9 protein-coding genes and 1 pseudogene are annotated in these 18347 nt (G+C 39.7%); 2 read left to right on the top strand and 8 right to left on the bottom strand.

Annotated features, from left to right (window positions below):
• Position 1: 1 nt before the first annotated feature.
• Complete coding sequence (locus QF044_RS11585) at positions 2-2377, bottom strand: glycoside hydrolase family 127 protein (RefSeq protein ID WP_307267248.1); 2376 nt, start codon at positions 2375-2377, stop codon at positions 2-4.
• A gap of 514 nt (positions 2378-2891) precedes the next feature.
• Here QF044_RS11585 and QF044_RS11590 point away from each other — a divergent pair.
• Positions 2892-3578 carry an NUDIX domain-containing protein gene (locus tag QF044_RS11590; protein ID WP_307267250.1) on the top strand — a complete coding sequence of 229 codons (687 nt, stop codon included), beginning with the start codon at positions 2892-2894 and terminating at the stop codon, positions 3576-3578.
• Positions 3579-4246: 668 nt separating this feature from the next.
• Complete coding sequence (locus QF044_RS11595; protein WP_307272003.1) at positions 4247-5902, top strand: RICIN domain-containing protein; 1656 nt, start codon at positions 4247-4249, stop codon at positions 5900-5902.
• Between the two features lie 375 nt (positions 5903-6277).
• Here the strand turns inward: QF044_RS11595 and QF044_RS11600 are convergent, their stop codons facing one another.
• From QF044_RS11600 to QF044_RS11630, 7 genes and pseudogenes are all read right to left on the bottom strand, one after another.
• A complete protein-coding gene (locus tag QF044_RS11600) occupies positions 6278-8005 on the bottom strand; it encodes a sodium/solute symporter (protein WP_307267253.1) in 1728 nt (575 codons plus the stop codon).
• A 3-nt stretch (positions 8006-8008) separates the two neighbouring features.
• Entirely contained in the window at positions 8009-9166 is a 1158-nt protein-coding gene (locus tag QF044_RS11605; protein ID WP_373462625.1) for an aldose epimerase family protein, read from the bottom strand.
• A 27-nt stretch (positions 9167-9193) separates the two neighbouring features.
• Positions 9194-10690, bottom strand: coding sequence for an L-arabinose isomerase (araA, locus tag QF044_RS11610; protein WP_307267259.1), 1497 nt, complete (start codon positions 10688-10690; stop codon positions 9194-9196).
• 56 nt (positions 10691-10746) lie between these two features.
• Complete coding sequence (locus QF044_RS11615) at positions 10747-11445, bottom strand: L-ribulose-5-phosphate 4-epimerase (protein ID WP_307267261.1); 699 nt, start codon at positions 11443-11445, stop codon at positions 10747-10749.
• A 33-nt stretch (positions 11446-11478) separates the two neighbouring features.
• A pseudogene (locus tag QF044_RS11620) lies at positions 11479-13180 on the bottom strand (ribulokinase).
• Between the two features lie 127 nt (positions 13181-13307).
• A complete protein-coding gene (locus QF044_RS11625) occupies positions 13308-15299 on the bottom strand; it encodes an alpha-L-arabinofuranosidase C-terminal domain-containing protein (protein ID WP_307267267.1) in 1992 nt (663 codons plus the stop codon).
• Between the two features lie 77 nt (positions 15300-15376).
• Positions 15377-18115, bottom strand: coding sequence for a T9SS type A sorting domain-containing protein (locus QF044_RS11630; protein WP_307267269.1), 2739 nt, complete (start codon positions 18113-18115; stop codon positions 15377-15379).
• Positions 18116-18347: the final 232 nt, after the last annotated feature.

Raw genomic sequence — 18347 nt, forward strand, 5'->3', positions numbered from 1 at the left:
TTTATTTCTTTTCGTAATTTCCTTTCAGTAAACGGACTTCTATGACTTTAGCGGTCATTCGTTTTTCTTCTGCCAGAAATTTTACAGTAAGATTTTCTTTATTCTTCTCTGAATCCGGTATCGGAACGACAATATATTGAGGGGAGCTTCCAGACTTTCCTTCCAGATTCTGAGCAATGATTTTTTTACCATTGATCTCAACATTCAGCATACGGTTGGTATTGGCATCAAAATATAGCAGGTAAAGATAGGAAGCATTTTTTTCACTATTTTTCATCTGGTAACTGAACCAGCCTTTGGCCTCACGGAAATGCCGGTCTTCCATATAGCCTGTCCCGGAATCTTTGCTTTCTATAAAATGATCTGATTCCGGTTGCTGTTCTCCCAGCTGGATCTTATCTGTGGTGATCATATCCAGCTTTATGATTTCCTGTTCTTCTTTTGCTCTCTGTTTCAGTATATTTTCTATCCCGTTTTTGTCAGCTTGCGGCCAGTACAGGATATATCTTTCTTCCTGAACGCTGTAAAACGGCACAAGACTGATTCCTTCTCCGAATTTCTCAGATGGATAAAGACCTTTAACAACAAAATTTAGCGGTGTATTGTTCAAAGGTGTAACATGGCTGACAATCTCGGAAGGATTTCCAAGGATAACAGGAATTTCGTTTAAGGGAATCTGGGGGCCGTGAGCAATATGACCGCCTCTGCTGTCATCCGCAAGAAGTCCCTGCTGGTTTTCGGTTCCGTATTTTGCGGCAAGTACTACAGGTCCGTATTTAAATGCATAATAATTGGAGTGATCAGGTAATTGTTCCGCGAAAAGATGCATGGGTAAATTCATTTTCACGACATCTCCTTTCTGCCATTTTTTAGTCAGTGTAAAATAACCGTCGGAACCACGCTGTACTTTCTCCTGTTTTCCGTTGATCAGAATTTTTACTTCCGAAGGAGATGTCCATTCCGGGCATCTCAGTTTTAGATCAAATTCTGACTTTTCTGCAGCATCAAAGATCAATGTTGTTTCAGGAACTTCCGGAAAGCTATTGACCTGACGAAGTACTACTTTTTGCTGTTTCCATGTGAGTATGGAAGGAATAAACAGGTTCACATATAAATCCTTATCCGACCGGGCATAAATCATTTCTCCATATTTAGCGTGATTTTCCATTCCGGATCCCACACAACACCAAAAACTGGTCTGAGGTTGTGAATAAACCCTGTAATGGCCGGGACGCATTGGAGTGAAATACACAAAACCACCATCATTATGATTTTCTGTAGAAAGGATATGATTATACAATGCCTTTTCATAATAATCCATATAATATGATGCAGGCATCGTTGCAAACAATTCTTTGGTCAGCTTGAGCATATTGTAGGTATTGCAGGTTTCCGGACCTTCAATACTTTTTATCATACTGCTGAAATCATTGACGGGATTAAAATGCTCACTTACGCTGTTTCCTCCGATAATGGAGGACCTTTTCTCTGTAATATTGTGCCAGAAAAAATCAGCAGCATTATTCCAGGGCGTATTGTTTTCAAGATCGGCAATGCGTTTGTAACCTATCACTTTTGGAATCTGTGTATTGGCATGAAGACCCGTAAGCTTATCTTCTCCGGACAAAAGCGGAGTAAGGATCGCCTGATCTGAAAACCGGTGAGCCAGCTGCAGATATCTTTTATCGTGAGTGATATCATAAAGATCTGCAAAAACTTCATTCAGCCCGCCATGTTCACTGCGTAGCATTTCCTGTATCTGTTCATCAGAAAGTCCTGAAACTTCGTTCACCATCCAATCTGTAAGTCTTATGAGTATCTTCTTTGCTTTTTCGCTTTTTGCATACCAATAGGCATCACGCAGCCCTGCATACAGTTTGTGAATATTATACAAAGGTACCCATCGGTCATTCAAACCAAAGCTTGAGGCCCGTATATTTCCCTGTTCAATCTCTTTCCAGATTTTTTTCCCGTCAGGAATTCCTGAAATGTATCCATCGGATGATATATTCTGGCAGCGTTCCAGCTCACTGGTCATATAATCGAGTCTCTGCTTTATATTGAGATCTCCTGTAGAGGCATACATTAAAGCCAATGCCGAAATATAATGTCCTCCTATATGACCATCCAGTCCTGTACTTTCCCAGTTAGGATAATTTTCTGCTTTTGGTTTCAGCCCCGCTTCTTTAAGATAAGGTGCCAGCAGCCTGTCCGGCTCCATAGCCATGATATACTTACGGTCTGCCGTCATTGCTCTATTGAAAACACTCTCCGATAACTTTACCGTTTCCAAAGGGAAATAACGAATTTTCTTCTTTACCTGTGCGGAGGTAAATGAAGCAAAACATAATAAAACAATTGAAAGTTTTCGGCTCATTAATAAATGTTAATTCAACATTTCTAAAATAATGGAAAGAATCTACATACGAAACATTTTTACCGTCCGCTTCAATTGGTTATCCATTTAAAATCTCTGATAAAGCCCTAAAAACAATAAAAAACACCACCCCTTATCATCAAAAATAAGATTACCATTTTACAGAAAAACAGGACTCCTGAATGATAGAGATTCCTTATAAAAATGAATTCAGAATGTGTTTTAATAAAATTTTCAATAATATCACAAATACCTTATCGTATTTTTAACGTTAAGCCTTTTTACTTATTTATTATTTACACCAACCTTAATTTTAACATAACTTTAACATTGAGTTCATATCTATTTAATCTGATTTGGTATGTATTGGTCCTTTTTAACAACAATTTTAGCTCCCAAAAACAGGTACCACCCATTGTTTTATTAATAATAAATGATCTATTAAAAAGTGTATAAATCACAATTAAATAAAATTATACCTATAAAAAATTTACCTTTGTATAAAATATAAAAGATGACTGAGGATTACTCCCAATATCCCAAACACCTTGTTGCTGTTGACTGTATTATTTTCGGTTTTGACGGTGAAAATCTTAAAATCCTTTTAGTAAAGAGAAATTTTGAACCACAGATGGGCGAATGGTCTCTGATGGGTGGCTTTATCGGTAATGATGAGACTTCTGACGAAGCAGCAACCAGGGTTCTGCATACTTTGACGGGTCTTGAAAATATTTATCTTGAGCAGCTGAAGTGCTATACGGAAATTAAACGTGAACCTACAGCCAGAATTATGTCAATTTCCTATTATGCGTTGATCAATATTGAAAAAGACATTCAGATCAATGATCAATACAGTGCACAATGGTTTGAATTCCAAAATGCCCCCAGCCTTATTTTTGATCATAATGATATGGTACGGGATGCTGCAGCCAGATTGAGAAGAAGAGCATCCACCGGGCCTATAGGCTTTGAGCTTCTTCCCGAAAAATTCACGATGAAGGATCTCCAGAACCTTTATGAAGCCATTCTGAGTGAGAAATTCGACAAACGTAATTTTACCAGCAAGATCAACAGTATGGATATTCTTGTGAATACCAATAAGAAGGACATGACCTCTTCCAGAAAAGGATCTTTTCTTTATCGCTTTGACGAAAAAAAATACAAGAAAAAAATTTCGCAGGGATTTATGTTTAAAATCTGATACTTAAAACCTGTTTAATTTTTCGGATACGAGAGTTTCCAGAATTATTTATTAATTTAATCTCTAAACTTTTACCCCTTCGCCTACCTTATACTACACTAAGATAAATAGTATAAAATCTCGTTTTGCGAGATTTTTTTTGCTAATATGAACAACTTTGAAGCAAGATAAATAGTAATTCCGTCTTTTTTGATGTGTATGTTAATGAAAATTTATGATAAGGTTTTTTATTTCGCCCTATTTATATACATTATGACTATCTAACAATTGCTCTATTTATGATATTAAATTTTACGTTAATTTTCAATAAAATATTGTTTTATATTTAATAATATTAGTACTTTTATAAATATACAATAACAAAAATTAATAAGATTTAATATTTTCATAATACCCTGCTTGCTTTCATTTAAGTAGGTCTGCTCGGAAAATAATTATTCAATCTTTTACTTACAACTGTTCCTGAAGAATCTTACCAAACGATTGTACTTTTTATATAAATACAACCGAAACTATTATTATTTCCACAAGAAGATGGAAACCGAAGCATTGATGGCTAAAAAATAAAATTAATAATCACCCTTAATATTAATATATAAATTATGAGAACAAACAAAATGTGGTTACTTCTAGCATTTCTATTAACCATTCTTTCCAGCTGCTCCCGGATGGAAGAAAAAATTTTACTAGAAGAATCTGAAAAAAATCTAAGTGCCAAAGCAGAGGCATCTTCATTGGAAATAATACCGCCCTTGCATGTGGGCGGCAAATACCTCAAAGATCCCTGTGGCAATAACGTTGTCTTACATGGGGTTGCCATAACACCCAGCCCATGGTTCAATGGCTGTCAATATGGCGCCAATTCCGGCTACTGTACCTGGGACAATTACAATGTACAGGGAGCGTTGAACTATAACAAAGCAGTTATAAGCAAACTCAGCAGCACCGCTGATGGCTGGTATCTCAATTACATTCGCCTTCACATCGATCCTTATTGGACCAATGATCCTGGCCCAGCTATTCCAGAGAACGATATCTCAAGATTCAATTATAACCGCCTGGTAACTTATACTGACCAAGTAATCATCCCACTGATTAATCATGCCCGAAGCCGAGGAATGTATGTCATTCTACGCCCACCAGGCGTATGTCCGAATCGTATTGCTGTAAACGACGCCTATCATAGTTACCTTAAAACCGTATGGACCTTTCTTTCACAACACCCCGGATTGAAGAATGCGGACAACGTGATGTTTGAATTAGCCAACGAACCTGTTGAAATCCTAGGGACAAACGGTACATGGGGTACTACAGGAAACGAACATTTTGCAGCGCTTAAAAACTTTTTCCAGCCATTGGTCAACATCATTCGCAACAATGGAGCCAATAATGTTTGCTGGATACCGGGTACGGGCTGGCAATCGCATTATCAGGGCTATGTCAATAATCCGATCACGGGTGGTAATATTGGCTATGCTGTTCACATCTATCCGGGTTACTGGGGCGGTGTCAACAACTATCAATCTTTTCAAAATGCATGGAACATCAATGTTAAACCGGTTGCAGACATTGCACCGATCGCCATTACCGAGACCGACTGGGCTCCACAAGGATATGGAACCTTCGGCATTGGTAATACCGGTACGGCAGGCGGAAGCGGATTTGGCGCCAATTTAAAATACATTGTGGATCAGTCAGGAAATGTAAGCTGGAATGTTCTTGCCCCGGATAATCTCCTCCACAAGGGCGATCCTAATGCAGGAACAGCCTACAACAACGATTGGGAAGCCTGCGCCGCCCCAAGCAAACAATGGTTTCAGCAATATGCAGCCTCCAACTATCCCGTTGCCAACTGTAACACAACCAGCAGTCTGGTCAATAATGGCATTTACGAGATCGAATTTCAGACCGATGCCAACAAAGTACTTGATCTGAAATCCGGAGAGGACGCCAATGGTGCAGTGTTAAGACCATGGACGAGGAATGGTGCTGCCGCACAACGATGGGTTGCTATTGACGCGGGCAATGGCTACTGGCGGTTTGTGTCTAAAGCCAGTGCAACCAATCGCTGCATTGATCTGGCCAGTAACAGCAACACATTGGGAACTGCAATCCGGCTTTGGCAGAATTATGGTAATGATGCACAGACCTGGCAGGTAGTCGCCGCTTCCAATGGTTATTACAAAATCCTATCCAAGGTGGATGCCACCCGTGGCTGGGATATCCCCAACTGTACCATGGACGGCAATTCAAACTTACGCCTTTGGGATTATTACGGTACCTCATGTCAATTGTTCAAGTTCAAATTTATAGCGATGAACTGAAACCAATAAAAAATAGGATGCCTTTTTAGCATCCTATTTTTTATTATTTGTGAAAAGTCAATTTTGCTTCGCAAGTCAATAGTGAATTTCTAAAAATTGACAAGTGAAACGAATTCTCTATTGATCATTCACTTTTTCTATGCACTAAATTTATCTTTTATGTGAAAAGTCAATTTGCTTCGCAAGTCAATAGTGAATTTCTAAAAATTGACAAGTGAAACGAATTCACTATTGATCATTCATTTTTGTTATGTATTAAATTTATCTCTTATGTGAAAAGTCAATTTTTGCTTTCGCAAGTCAATGATGAATTTCTAAAATTGACAAGTGAAACGAATTCACTATTAATCATTCACTTTTTTATGGGTTCAATGTCTACCAAAACCTTACATATAATGCGGTCAGTAAAAGCAGCGTCAGTACTATCAAAACTAACGTTCTATTATCCACTTTAAACATAGTTGCATCAATGGCAAAGGCTTTAGGATTGACCTTTGGCCCTGCAAGGCTGATCAGAATCATTACCACAATCGTGATAAAAAAGGACCATCCCATATTGATCAGGAAAGGAATTTCGGTAATGGTATGTACCACCCCATTCTCCAGTTTTTCATAAGTAAATGCTGTATACATTAAGGTTTCTTTTCCAAAAATACCTACTGCAAAGCTGTTGAAAAAAATGGCAAGGACAAACCCTAAAATTACGCCTACCAGAGCGGCTGTTCCGGTTGTCCTTTTCCAGAACATTCCCAGGAGAAACATGGCAAAAACTCCAGGGCTGATAAAGCCTGTATATTTTTGAATAAATGTAAAGCCTCCTTCGCCACCTATTCCCAAAACATCTGTCCAGGTAAAGGCCAATGCCGCCATCATTGCAATAATAATTACCCAGCGGCCTGTTCTCACCATCTGGATTTCTGTGGCATCTGCTTTAAGGTATTTCTTATAGATATCGAGTGTAAATATGGTGGAAATACTGTTTACTTTTCCAGCCAGAGAAGCTACAATCGCGGCTGTCAACGCTGCAATTGCCAATCCTTTAAGCCCTACAGGCAAAAATCCCAGTATTGCAGAGTATGCTCCGTCTTTTACTCCGTTGAATCCCGGAAGATGTCCTTTAGAATATAATACATAAGCAGCGATCCCGGGAAGCATCACAATCACAGGCATGAATAGTTTCAGAAAACCTGCAAATAAAATTCCTGTCCTTGCCGTTTTCAGATCTGCTCCCAAAGCCCTCTGCGTAATATACTGATTGCATCCCCAGTAATTCAGATTCACAATCCACTGTCCCGCAAAGTACATGGCCAAGCCTGGTAAAACAACATATTTCTGCACTTCCAGATTCTGAGGCATTGCCAAAGTAGTGGTGGTGGTTTTTGGCTTTTCAAGAATCAGCTTAAAATGCTGAGGAGCTTCATTGATCAGGGTATTAAATCCGGCCAAAGCATTTCCTACCGCAGCCCCGTTAATTCTTTGATCAACAATCTGCAAAGCCATATAAACGGTTGCAAAACCTCCGATAATAAGGACAGCCACCTGTATAACGTCTGTATATCCTATCACTTTCATCCCTCCAAGGCCAATAAGAAGCGCCATAAGTAGAAGGGCGATCATAATACCGTGCAGATGCTCTCCTCCCAGTAAGGTATCAATAGCGAGGGCTCCCAGGTAAAGGATGGAGGTGAGATTCACGATAACATACAGAAACAGCCAGAATACCGCCATGATCAGTGAAACAGATTTATTATATCTTCTCTCCAGAAACTGGGGCATGGTATAAATCTTATTTTTAAGATAGATAGGCATGAACCAGACGGCAATAATGATCAATGCAACGGCAGCAATCCATTCATAGGCAGCAACGGCAATTCCTACAAAAAAACCTTCGCCGCTCATCCCGATGAACTGTTCAGCAGAGATATTGGACGCTATTAAACTGGCTCCGATAGCCCACCAGGTTAAAGATCCTTCCGCAAGGAAATAATCTTTACTTCCTGTAGATTCTGACTTTTTCTTTTTATAGATCCATAATCCGTAGGAAGCTACCACTACAAAATAGATCAGGAATATGATGATATCAATAGTTGCTAATTTTCCCATAGTTTACTTTTTAACAGAGAATTTATAAATGGTTTTAGAATGGTATTTCTGTCTGGGTTTCAGTTCTGTGGAAGGAAAAGAAGCCTGGTTAGGTGAATCCGGGAAATGCTGAGTCTCTAAGCAGAATCCTGTTCTGAATTCATTTTTACCACCGGTTTTGGTATCAAATTTTCCATCAAGAAAATTTCCGGAATAAAACTGCACACCGGGTTCATCTGTGAGTACCTCCATCAATCTTCCCGTTCCCTGGTGATACACTTTGGCGATACTTCTCATGCCTTTTCCATTCAGAATCCAGTTATGGTCATATCCTTTTCCTTTTTTCAGCTGATCGTCGTCTGCATTGACATCTTTTCCGATGGCTTTGGAAACCGTGAAGTCAAAGGAAGTTCCTTTTACTGCTTTCTGCTCACCGGTAGGAATCAATGTTTCATTGACCGGAAGGAATTGATCAGCATTAATCTGCAGTTCATGATCGGTAATCGGTTTTGTAAAATTTCCTGACAGGTTAAAGTAAGAATGCTGGGTAAGGTTCACCACGGTAGGCTTATCAGTTTCTGCCTCATAAGAAATTTCCAGAGCATTGTCGTCTGTAAGGGTGTAAAAAACGGTTGTTGTTAATTTTCCCGGATATCCTTCTTCCCCATCTGCGCTGATATAGGTTAATTTCAACGTTGGGAATTTTGCGTCTTTTACCGGTTCAATATTCCAGAATCTGGTATGAAATCCTTCTTTTCCTCCGTGAAGGCTATTGGAGCCATCATTTTTATCAATTTCATAGGTTTTACCATCCAGCGTGAATTTTGCATTGGCAATCCTGTTCCCGTATCTTCCAATTAAAGCACCGAAATAATAGGGGTTACCATTGAAATATCCTTCAGGTTTTGTAAAGCCCAATACAACATCCTCGTATTTTCCATTCTTATCAGGTGCTGTTAAAGAAGTGATAATTCCACCGAAGTTGATAACCTCAACTTTCATCCCGTTTTTATTGGTTAAAGTGTATTTTTTAATGGAATCACCTTTTGGCGAAACTCCATAATCTGAAGTGTGAATATTATCCATTTTTTTTGAAATATCCTGTTTGCTATTTTCTTTTTGACAGCCGAAAATAATTAAAAATAATAAAATAAAAATGCCATTATATATTGTTTTTCTCATAATTATTTACATATATTTTAAAATTAGTTAACGATAATACATTTCGTTCCATCGAAGTGTATTTTTGAAATCACGTATTTTGGTATCTTCATCAATGATTAATGATTCAATACCTGCTATTTCCGCAAAATCTTCCAGTTGTTCTGCCGAAATATTCTCACTGTAGCAAGTGTGATGCGCACCTCCTGCCAGTATCCATGCTTCTGCTGCCGTATATAAATCAGGAAGAGGTTTCCACAGAACCCTTGCTACCGGAAGTTTTGGCATATCTTCTGTAATTTCTAACGCTCTTGTTTTATTGATTAAGAGCCTGAAATGATTTCCAAAGTCCATTAAAGCTGCGTTCAGAGAATCGATATTTCCTCTGGAATTGAAGACAAGGCGAACCGGATCTGCTTTTCCCCCGATTCCCAAAGGATGGATCTCACATGAAGGTTTTCCGTTTGCCAGTACAGGATCTACTTCCAGCATATGGGAACCAAGAATGGAAGGATTGGAAGGGTCTAAATGATAAGTGTAATCTTCCATAAAAGCATTTCCGCCTTCAAGCCCCTGCCCCATTGTCTTCATGGCCCGTACCAATGCCGCCGTTTTCCAGTCTCCTTCTCCTGCGAATCCGTATCCTTTCTGCATCAGGCGCTGCACGGCAATTCCCGGCAGCTGTTCCAACCCGTGAAGATCTTCAAAAGTATCTGAAAATCCTTTAAATCCTCCTTCTTTTAAAAATTTTTCAAGACCTAATTCAATTTTTGCAGCGGTGTACAGCGAACTTCTGTTGGCACCTCCTTCCAAAAGAGATGCTGCCATGTGATAAGAAGTTTCATATTCTTCCATCAGACTTTTTATTTCGCCTTCACCTACGGAATTAATCACTCCGACAAGATCTCCGATTCCCCAGGTATTGACTGAAAAACCGAACTTTGTTTCTGCTTCCACTTTGTCACCATCAGTCACGGCTACAAATCTCATATTATCCCCGAAACGGGCAAATTTAGCTCCCTGCCAGTCATCCCAGCCTGCAGCAACACGACTCCAGTCACCAATCTGCTTCTGAACTCTTTCTTCGGACCAATGCCCCACCACTACTTTTCTGTTCTTTCGGAGCCTGCTTACCATAAAACCAAATTCGCGGTCCCCGTGAGCGGCCTGGTTAAGATTCATAAAATCCATATCCATCGTAGACCACGGAATATCTCTGTTGAATTGGGTATGCAGGTGCAGAAGGGGTTTCTGTAAGATTTTCAGTCCCCTGATCCACATTTTAGCGGGTGAAAAGGTATGCATCCATGTGATTACTCCTATACAGTTTTCTGCATGATTGGCTGCTGCAATGGTTTCAAATATCTCTTCGGTAGTTTTTACCGTTGGCTTTAGCATAACTTTTACCGGGATGAAAGAGGATTTTTCGAGCTCTTCTACAATTTTCCTTGAATGGTCTGCTACCTGTGCCAGTGTTTCAGGTCCGTATAAATGCTGACTTCCTGTGATGAACCAGATTTCCTTGGTATTGAGAGGTGTTAACATAATTTTATTGATCGTTGAGTTAATAGTTGTTTTTGTTGAGGCGTTTAGTGTATAAATTACTGTCCGTAATAAGCATTCTTGCCGTGTTTACGTTCATAGTGTTTTTTGATAAGTGCGTCTTTCAAACGTTCTGCATCAGGATTTATCTGCCTGGTGAGATAAGCCATCTCGGCAATGGTCTCCAGCACTTTGCTATTGTAGACTGCCTTCTCTGCATTTTTACCCCAGGTGAAAGGTCCATGGTTTCCAATCAGAACCATTTCTACTTCTTCCTGGGAGAGCTGCTTTTCTTTAAAGCATTCCAGGATCTGTATTCCTGTATTGTATTCATAATTCCCTTCGATCAGATCATCACGCATCGGTGGTGCACATGGAATATCTGTCGTGAGATGGTCTGCATGGGTGGTTCCGAAAACAGGAATATCCATTTGTGCCTGTGCCCATGCTACGGAATAGATCGCATGAGTATGCGAAATCCCACCGATATTTTCCCAGTTTTTGTACAGGTAAGCATGTGTTTTTGTATCGGAAGAGGGTCTGAGCCTGCCTTCAATGACATTGGCATCAAAGTCCAAAATCACCATATCTTCCGGCTTTAAAACATCATAGGGAACGCCGCTTGGCTTAATGGCAAAAATGCCCTTGTCGCGGTCTACAGCACTTACATTTCCAAATGTATAGACCACCAGTTTCAGTGCATCCAGCTGCATATTGGCTTCATAACATTCTCTTTGGAGTTCTTTATACATGTTCATTTGAGCGTAATTCAAAAGGTTAATATTCGAGAATCAGGAGTTTTGAAGTTCTTTCCTGCTATTTTTTAATTTGGTATTATATTCTACAAAATCAGCGAGCTTCTGGTATTGCTGCATTAAGTCTCTGTATTGCTGTACTTCCTCAGCTTTCGGTTGATATTCCGCCTCAAATCCGGAGCCCATTTTCATGCTGGCTTCCTGAACCGTCGGATAAATCCCTGCCGATACGGCAGCATAAACAGCGGCCCCCAAAGCGGGAGTCTGGTCTGAAGCGGCAACAGCAATTGGCATATCCAGAACATTGGCCAATGTCTGCATGATAAACGGTGAATTTTCTTGCTACTCCCCCGATACCGATCACTTTATTGATTTTCAGACCTTCTTCTTCAAAACGGTCAACGATCTTTTTAGCTCCGAAGCAAATGGCATTGACCAGAGCTTTGAAGATATGGGGCGCCTTTGTTCCCAGAGAAAGCTGGCTGATAGCTGCTTTAAGTTCCTGGTCTGCATCCGGTGTTCTTCTTCCGTTTACCCAGTCCAATGCCACGGGAACAGTATCTGAAAGAGAAATTTTTTCTGCTTCAAGGGTTAATTTTCTGATAAGCTCATGCTCCATTTCATCCAGAAGATTTGCCTTCTGTTCTTCTGAAATACTCTCGGAATGCATTATAATCTTGTGAACCGGCCACATCAGAATATCTTTATACCATGCCAGTACATCTCCAAATGCAGACTGCCCTGCTTCCAGCCCTATCAATCCGGGAATTACGGAGCCATCAACCTGTCCGCAGATTCCTTTTACTGTTGTATTCCCGATGGCCCCTCCTGAAGCCACCATGATATCACAGGTAGAGGTTCCCATAATCCTGATCAGTGTATTTTCTTCAACTTTAGCCCCCACTGCTCCTGCATGGGCATCGAAAGTTCCAACAGTGATAATGGTATTGGTTGTTAGTCCTGTTTTTTCAGCCCATTTTTCATTCAGGTGGCCGGCAATCTCATCTGAAGTATACGTTTCCCGGTATAATCTTTCCCTCAGCTTTCCCAGAGAGGGATCAAGCCTGTTGAGAAATTCTTCAGAAGGCAAACCGTCCCATGATTCATGCCACATGGCTTTATGACCTGCTGCACAACGGCTTCTTTTGAAAGTTGCAAGGTCTTTATGATCTGATAAAAGAAATGTCATGTAATCACAGTGTTCCATCCAGCTGTAAGCCGCATTTTTTACCTCTGCATCCACTCTGCTGATGTGTAATATTTTGGCCCAAAACCATTCCGAAGAATAGATTCCTCCTTCAAACTTTGTGTAATCTTCCCCACCCCATGTCCTGGCAAGGGTATTAATCTCTTCGGCTTCCCGGATAGCGGTATGGTCTTTCCAGAGAATCATCATGGCATTGGGGTTCTCTTCAAATCCAGGAACCAGTGCCAGAGATGTTCCATCACTTGTTACAGGAAGTGGTGAAGAGCCTGTAGTATCAATACAAATACTAACGATCTGCTCAGGCTGTATTCCGCTTTCTTTTACTACTTCTGAAATAGTTTTCTCCAGACCTTCTATATGATCTGAAGGATGCTGTCTGAAACTGTTTTCCGATGGATTGCAAAATTTACCCGCTTTCCATCGCTGGTAATAACTAACTGAGGAAGCTACTTCTGCTCCGTTTTCTGTGTCAATAAGGACGGCACGCACGGAATCTGTACCATAGTCCAGCCCGATAACATATTTTTTCATGGTGGTGAAACGTTTTTGATGATTGAGATTTTAATTCTGATGATGAGATAAAAACAAATATAAGATTCTATTTTAAATAAATGTAAAAAACACACTTATTTTTTGTAGTAAATTAATTATCAATTCATTAAATTATTTTTGCTTTTAAAACCACTAAAGAATTGGCAGGAATTTCTGTTGAGATTTCGTCATTTTTTGCTTCAGAAATCTCTTCTTTAGGTTTTATAGGTTCAGTATCAAAACTATTTTCACTGGAAAGCTGTGATGCAGTCAGAAATATTTTGGTTAGTTTTTTGCCGATTTTCAGAGTTCCGATATTGATATGGATGATTTTAGCCTGAGTATCAGTATTAACTATTTTAATAATGATCTCATTTGTTTTTGCATCCTTCACTGCTGTAGCATATAACTTTTCCTGCCCTGATAAAGCTTTCCCGCTACTTTCAATTTTAAGTAAATCAGTTCCTTTGTTATTGGAAAATAATTTCTGAACATAATAATTCGGAGTAGCATAGGATTTCAGGTTGTTGAACCAAATCAGGTCAGGGGTCCACTGCCAGCCATCAGCATGGGCAAAAAGCGGTGCATAGGAAGTCATATGGACCACATCTGCATTTCTTTCAAGACCGGTCATAAAAGCAGCTTCTGAAAGGGCTGTCAGCCAGTTGTTCTTATTATCAGGTTTTACCACGCCAACAGACTGGGCTGCATATTCTCCTGCAAAAACTTTAGGTCCGGAACGGTCATAATCATCATATCTCCCGGCGTTTTTCATGAACCATTCGGGTGAGTTGTAATAATGCTCATCGACAATCTGTGCATTAAGCTGTTTCAATTCTTTCCAGCCATATTCAAAGAATTCTCCGTCAGGTGATGGTCCGCTTCCTGAGATAATTTTAATGTCGGGATATTTTGTATGAATGGCTTTTTCAAATACTTTATAACGTTCGATATAGTCCGCTCCCCACTGTTCGTTCCCTACTCCGATAAATTTTAAATTAAAAGACTGTGAATGCCCCATTTCAGCACGGAGTTTCCCCCATTTTGTTGTTTTGGGATCTCCGTTGGCAAATTCAATCAGGTCCAGAGCATCCTGAACATATGGATCCAGATCTTCCATTTTCACCAGCTCTGCGGTATTGAACTGGCAAGCCATTCCGCAGCTCAGAATAGGAACGGGTTCTGCACCAAGATCTTCGGAAAGCTGAAAGTATTCAAAAAATCCTAACCCGAAAGACTGTCCGTAATCCGGTGTAAGACGATGCGGAAATCCTGTACTCCATTTGTTGATAAGATATTCCCGGTCTGCCACATTTCCTACTGTTTTTTTCCACTGATACCGTTCTGCCAAGGTTCTTCCTTCTACAATACAACCTCCGGGAAACCGTAAAAATCCGGGTTGCAAATCATATAGTTTCTGAACGAGATCTTTTCGTAAACCTCCTTTTCGGCCTTTCCAGGTATCCTGAGGAAAAAGTGAGATCATATCCATATTCACAATGCCGTTTCCGGTAAATGTGATCCGCAGTTTTGCTTTTTCAACGGTTTGCAGTGATTTTAAAACCGCTGTATATTTCTGCCATCCCTTTCCTCTTACAAGGGTAGAGGCAGAAGAAATTTCTTTACCGTTTTCATCAACAAGGCTTGCATTGACCGCAGAAATAGTTCCTGAAACATTCTCCAGATCAAAACTGAAATCATATTGTTCTTCCTGATGAAGGCCTATTCCTCTGAAACCTTCATTTTCCAGAAGATAATTTTTATCATTCAGAACGGTAATTCTCACATAATTTCTATTGGCTTTGGTATGATCGGAATAAATGGTCAGAAAGCCGGAATCCAGGTTAGGAGAAAGCGTTTTTGTATTAGGTTGTTTCCATCCTGTAAGGGGTTCATCAAATTCAAAACTGCGGTTTTTAATCAGTTCAGCGTATATTCCTCCGTCTGCTGCAAAATTGATGTCTTCAAAGAAAACACCGTACATGGTAGGCTGTATTTTAATATTTGCAGGAGGTTCTTTTAAATCCAGGTTATAGGTACGGACTTTATTATTTTGAGCCGAAAAAAAAGTAGCACTTAGGGAAATTGCGATGGAAAATATTTTGTTTTTTGTAGCCATTAAAATTTATTTTGTAAAATTATGATGCATATAAACAAAGCCATCACAACCATATTGTATGATGGCTTTGGATTCAATTACTCTTTGACAATTTTTTGTTTTACCACCACATTATTTTTATGAGTAACCTCAATAAAATAAATACCGGCAGGCATATCTGCCACATTGATTTGGTTTTTCCCTGAATTTATTTTCAATCCGGATCTGATGACGCTTCCTCTTCCATCAAAAATTGTTGTGGTAGCTTCTGAAAAATCAGAATTAATAAAAAGATCTGCTTTTACAGGATTCGGATATATTTTAACCTGCTCTTTTTTTGCCTCAGCAAGAAGATTACTGACACTTAACACTCCAAAATTCAAAGGAAGAATGTTGGCAGAATATGTATTTTCTTCTGTAAGATAGGCTTTGAAAGAGCCTATTAAAGGTTCGCTTCCTGCTGCAACTTTATAAAATCCTGTTACTCCATTTTCTGTTTTCAGAACATAGGCATTGGCCGGAACTTTGATGCTCTGATAAACTCCGTTCATCTGGCTGACAGTGATTGCCTTAGGTGTGGAAACATTTCCTGAGCCGTTGAAAGTAATATTTCCTGTCGCATTAATGATTACCGGAGTATTCGCAAGAATGGTCCCGTTTGAGATTGCGGTACAGGTGATATTGTTTGCTCCGGGTGACATCATATAAGCAGTAACTCCTGAAGGTATATTAGCCTGAAATGGCAAGATCAGCATGTCATAACCATTAAATGTACGGTTGTAAGAAGCTGTAGTCGCTGTGAAATTAAAAGGCACCTGAAAATCCATACCCTGACCGGAAAGGACAAGATTTGAACAGGCAGTACCTGAAATCACATTATTGACAGATGAGCTTACATTTGAATTCACATAATAGATACTGTTGGTGTTGGCACTCATAGGCTGCCAGTTATTAGAGGAATTAATCCCTGCTGCATTTCTAAAATCCACCGAAGTATAGTACCCGTTTTCCAAGGCATCCATCAGACTGCTGTCACTGCCGGAATAGGTGTCTGCAAATTTTGAAGCATTTTCATTTCCCACATTGAAATAAACATCTCCCAGATTAATCGTAAGCACAGAGCTGTAATTGGAATTTCTCAATCCTAAAATTCCTTTGCATCCGTCTGTAAGCACCTGTCTTGAAATATCGAATGTGATATCGAAATTTCCTCCCTGCGGAAAATTAATCTTTCCGTAATTATAGGATTTCGTCACGCCCTGGCTGTTGATATAGTATAAAGTTGTATTGTCCGAATAGCTTTGTCCCGCTGTTGTATAGCTGTTTACATGAAATACCAGTTTATTGTACCTGTCATTCAGCTGAAGATATCCGTTAGTGGCAGTCATATTATTACTGATCAGAGGGCTTGGATTGGAGAATGTCACCGTTGTATTGCTGATATTGAATCCTGTACCAAAAGCTGCATTGGTGGCAGTTTGTGTTTCAATTTTATTATAATGAATATCACCACCCGTCATCAGAGAAGCTGGTCTGTCGCCGCTTTTATTAAAAACAAAAGTCATGACACTGGAAGGGCTGATCTCAGCATTGGGACGGAATGTCGGTGTACTCATTGAAAGAGGCGTGCTCACCATATTGGATTGCGTATTGGTAAGCACTTTTGTTCCTGAAGTCGTGTAAAAGGGCAGATCAACTTTCAAACTATAAGCATTCTGAGAAGGATTAATGACCATAAGAACAACCTGATTCCCATCCTGGGAAATATAGGAAGAGCCTTGTAAAACTCCTGTATTGTCATTCCATTTCGCATCTATCCTTGTTTTTCCTGTTGTGTATTTGGCATAATGTGAAAGGATATAGCCTCTTTTGGTCATTACGCCTGCGGTAGTCCCGTAAGTTCCGTCACCCATTAAACCATAATATCGTTTGGCAGAGTAATGGATCCAGGCATTTATATTTCCTAATAATGCATTATTGACACTGCTGGCAAAGGTAAAGGCGTCAGTATTCCAGCTAAAATCCCGTGCCGGTTGGGTGGATGAAGAGTTCCAGTTGATCAGATATTCAGTCTGCCATATTTCTTTATTATAATTCTGAAATTGCTTGTATGTAGACTGGATGAGTCCATACTGATGTCCTCCATACACTTCAAAATTGACCATTGCTGCAGGATCCAGCAAAGCACTGGCAAAATTATCTGTAAATCCAACGCTTTCCGGGGCAATCACTTTACAGTTGATGAGCTGCCCGTAATTCTTGATAAAATTGGTAATTTGTGAAGGTGTCCAGATACATCCCTGATACTGGGCCATTTCATCCGGTTCATTCTGAATGGAAATATAATCAAGATCTACCCCGTTGTTCTGAAGGTAGGTAACAAAGCTGTTGAGATAAAGGGCATAATCCTGATAATTTTCGGTCTTCAGATATCCTATCTGCTGTACTCCATTGGCATCGGTATAGACGGCATTCACATGGCTGTTGGTTTTCCAGGCTGCAGGCATGGTCCACGGAGTGGCAAAAATGGTAAGCCCCATCGATTTTGCGAGCTGTGCCGTAGCCAGTACGGAACTCCAGTTGCTGCTGTTTTCAGGAATATATAATCTCATAATATTATATCCGCCTTCACTGGATGCTCCCCAAAGATTCTGAATCTCCGATGTTGTCATATGATTATAGGCAAACTGGGGACTGCAGACAAATCCTCCGAATCCTTTTATTTTCTGATAAGGAATATTCTTGTCAATTTTTACCGTGGTAAGCTGTCCAGACAGGAAGCAGCTAAAAAAAAGACATAGGGAATGAATGGTAACAAGACTTAAAAGTTTTTTCATATTGTTTTGGTTAAATATTTTTGGTTTTGAGTGTACATAATTGAGATAAGGGCAATAAACTCCCTTTCAAGACAGTTAATTTTCAAAAACCATCAGGTAAATATCCTGAGTAATATCAGGCAGTGATCTGTTAAATAAAGTTGTTTACAGAATCATTCGCTGTTCTTTTCTCTTCATTTTCTGTCAGGGAACTGTATTTTAGATTGGAATGTGAATTAAGAGTACTGTTTCA

Source organism: Chryseobacterium sp. W4I1 (assembly GCF_030816115.1).
In the GTDB taxonomy this organism is placed as follows: Bacteria; Bacteroidota; Bacteroidia; order Flavobacteriales; family Weeksellaceae; genus Chryseobacterium.

Coding starts and splice junctions, on each gene's coding strand:
- QF044_RS11615 (WP_307267261.1), bottom strand. CDS start 11,445: ATGAACATGTATAAAGAACTCCAAAGAGAATGTTATGAAGCCAATATG.
- QF044_RS11590 (WP_307267250.1), top strand. CDS start 2,892: ATGACTGAGGATTACTCCCAATATCCCAAACACCTTGTTGCTGTTGAC.
- QF044_RS11600 (WP_307267253.1), bottom strand. CDS start 8,005: ATGGGAAAATTAGCAACTATTGATATCATCATATTCCTGATCTATTTT.
- araA (WP_307267259.1), bottom strand. CDS start 10,690: ATGTTAACACCTCTCAATACCAAGGAAATCTGGTTCATCACAGGAAGT.
- QF044_RS11595 (WP_307272003.1), top strand. CDS start 4,247: ATGGAAGAAAAAATTTTACTAGAAGAATCTGAAAAAAATCTAAGTGCC.
- QF044_RS11605 (WP_373462625.1), bottom strand. CDS start 9,166: ATGAGAAAAACAATATATAATGGCATTTTTATTTTATTATTTTTAATT.
- QF044_RS11630 (WP_307267269.1), bottom strand. CDS start 18,115: ATGAAAAAACTTTTAAGTCTTGTTACCATTCATTCCCTATGTCTTTTT.
- QF044_RS11625 (WP_307267267.1), bottom strand. CDS start 15,299: ATGGCTACAAAAAACAAAATATTTTCCATCGCAATTTCCCTAAGTGCT.
- QF044_RS11585 (WP_307267248.1), bottom strand. CDS start 2,377: ATGAGCCGAAAACTTTCAATTGTTTTATTATGTTTTGCTTCATTTACC.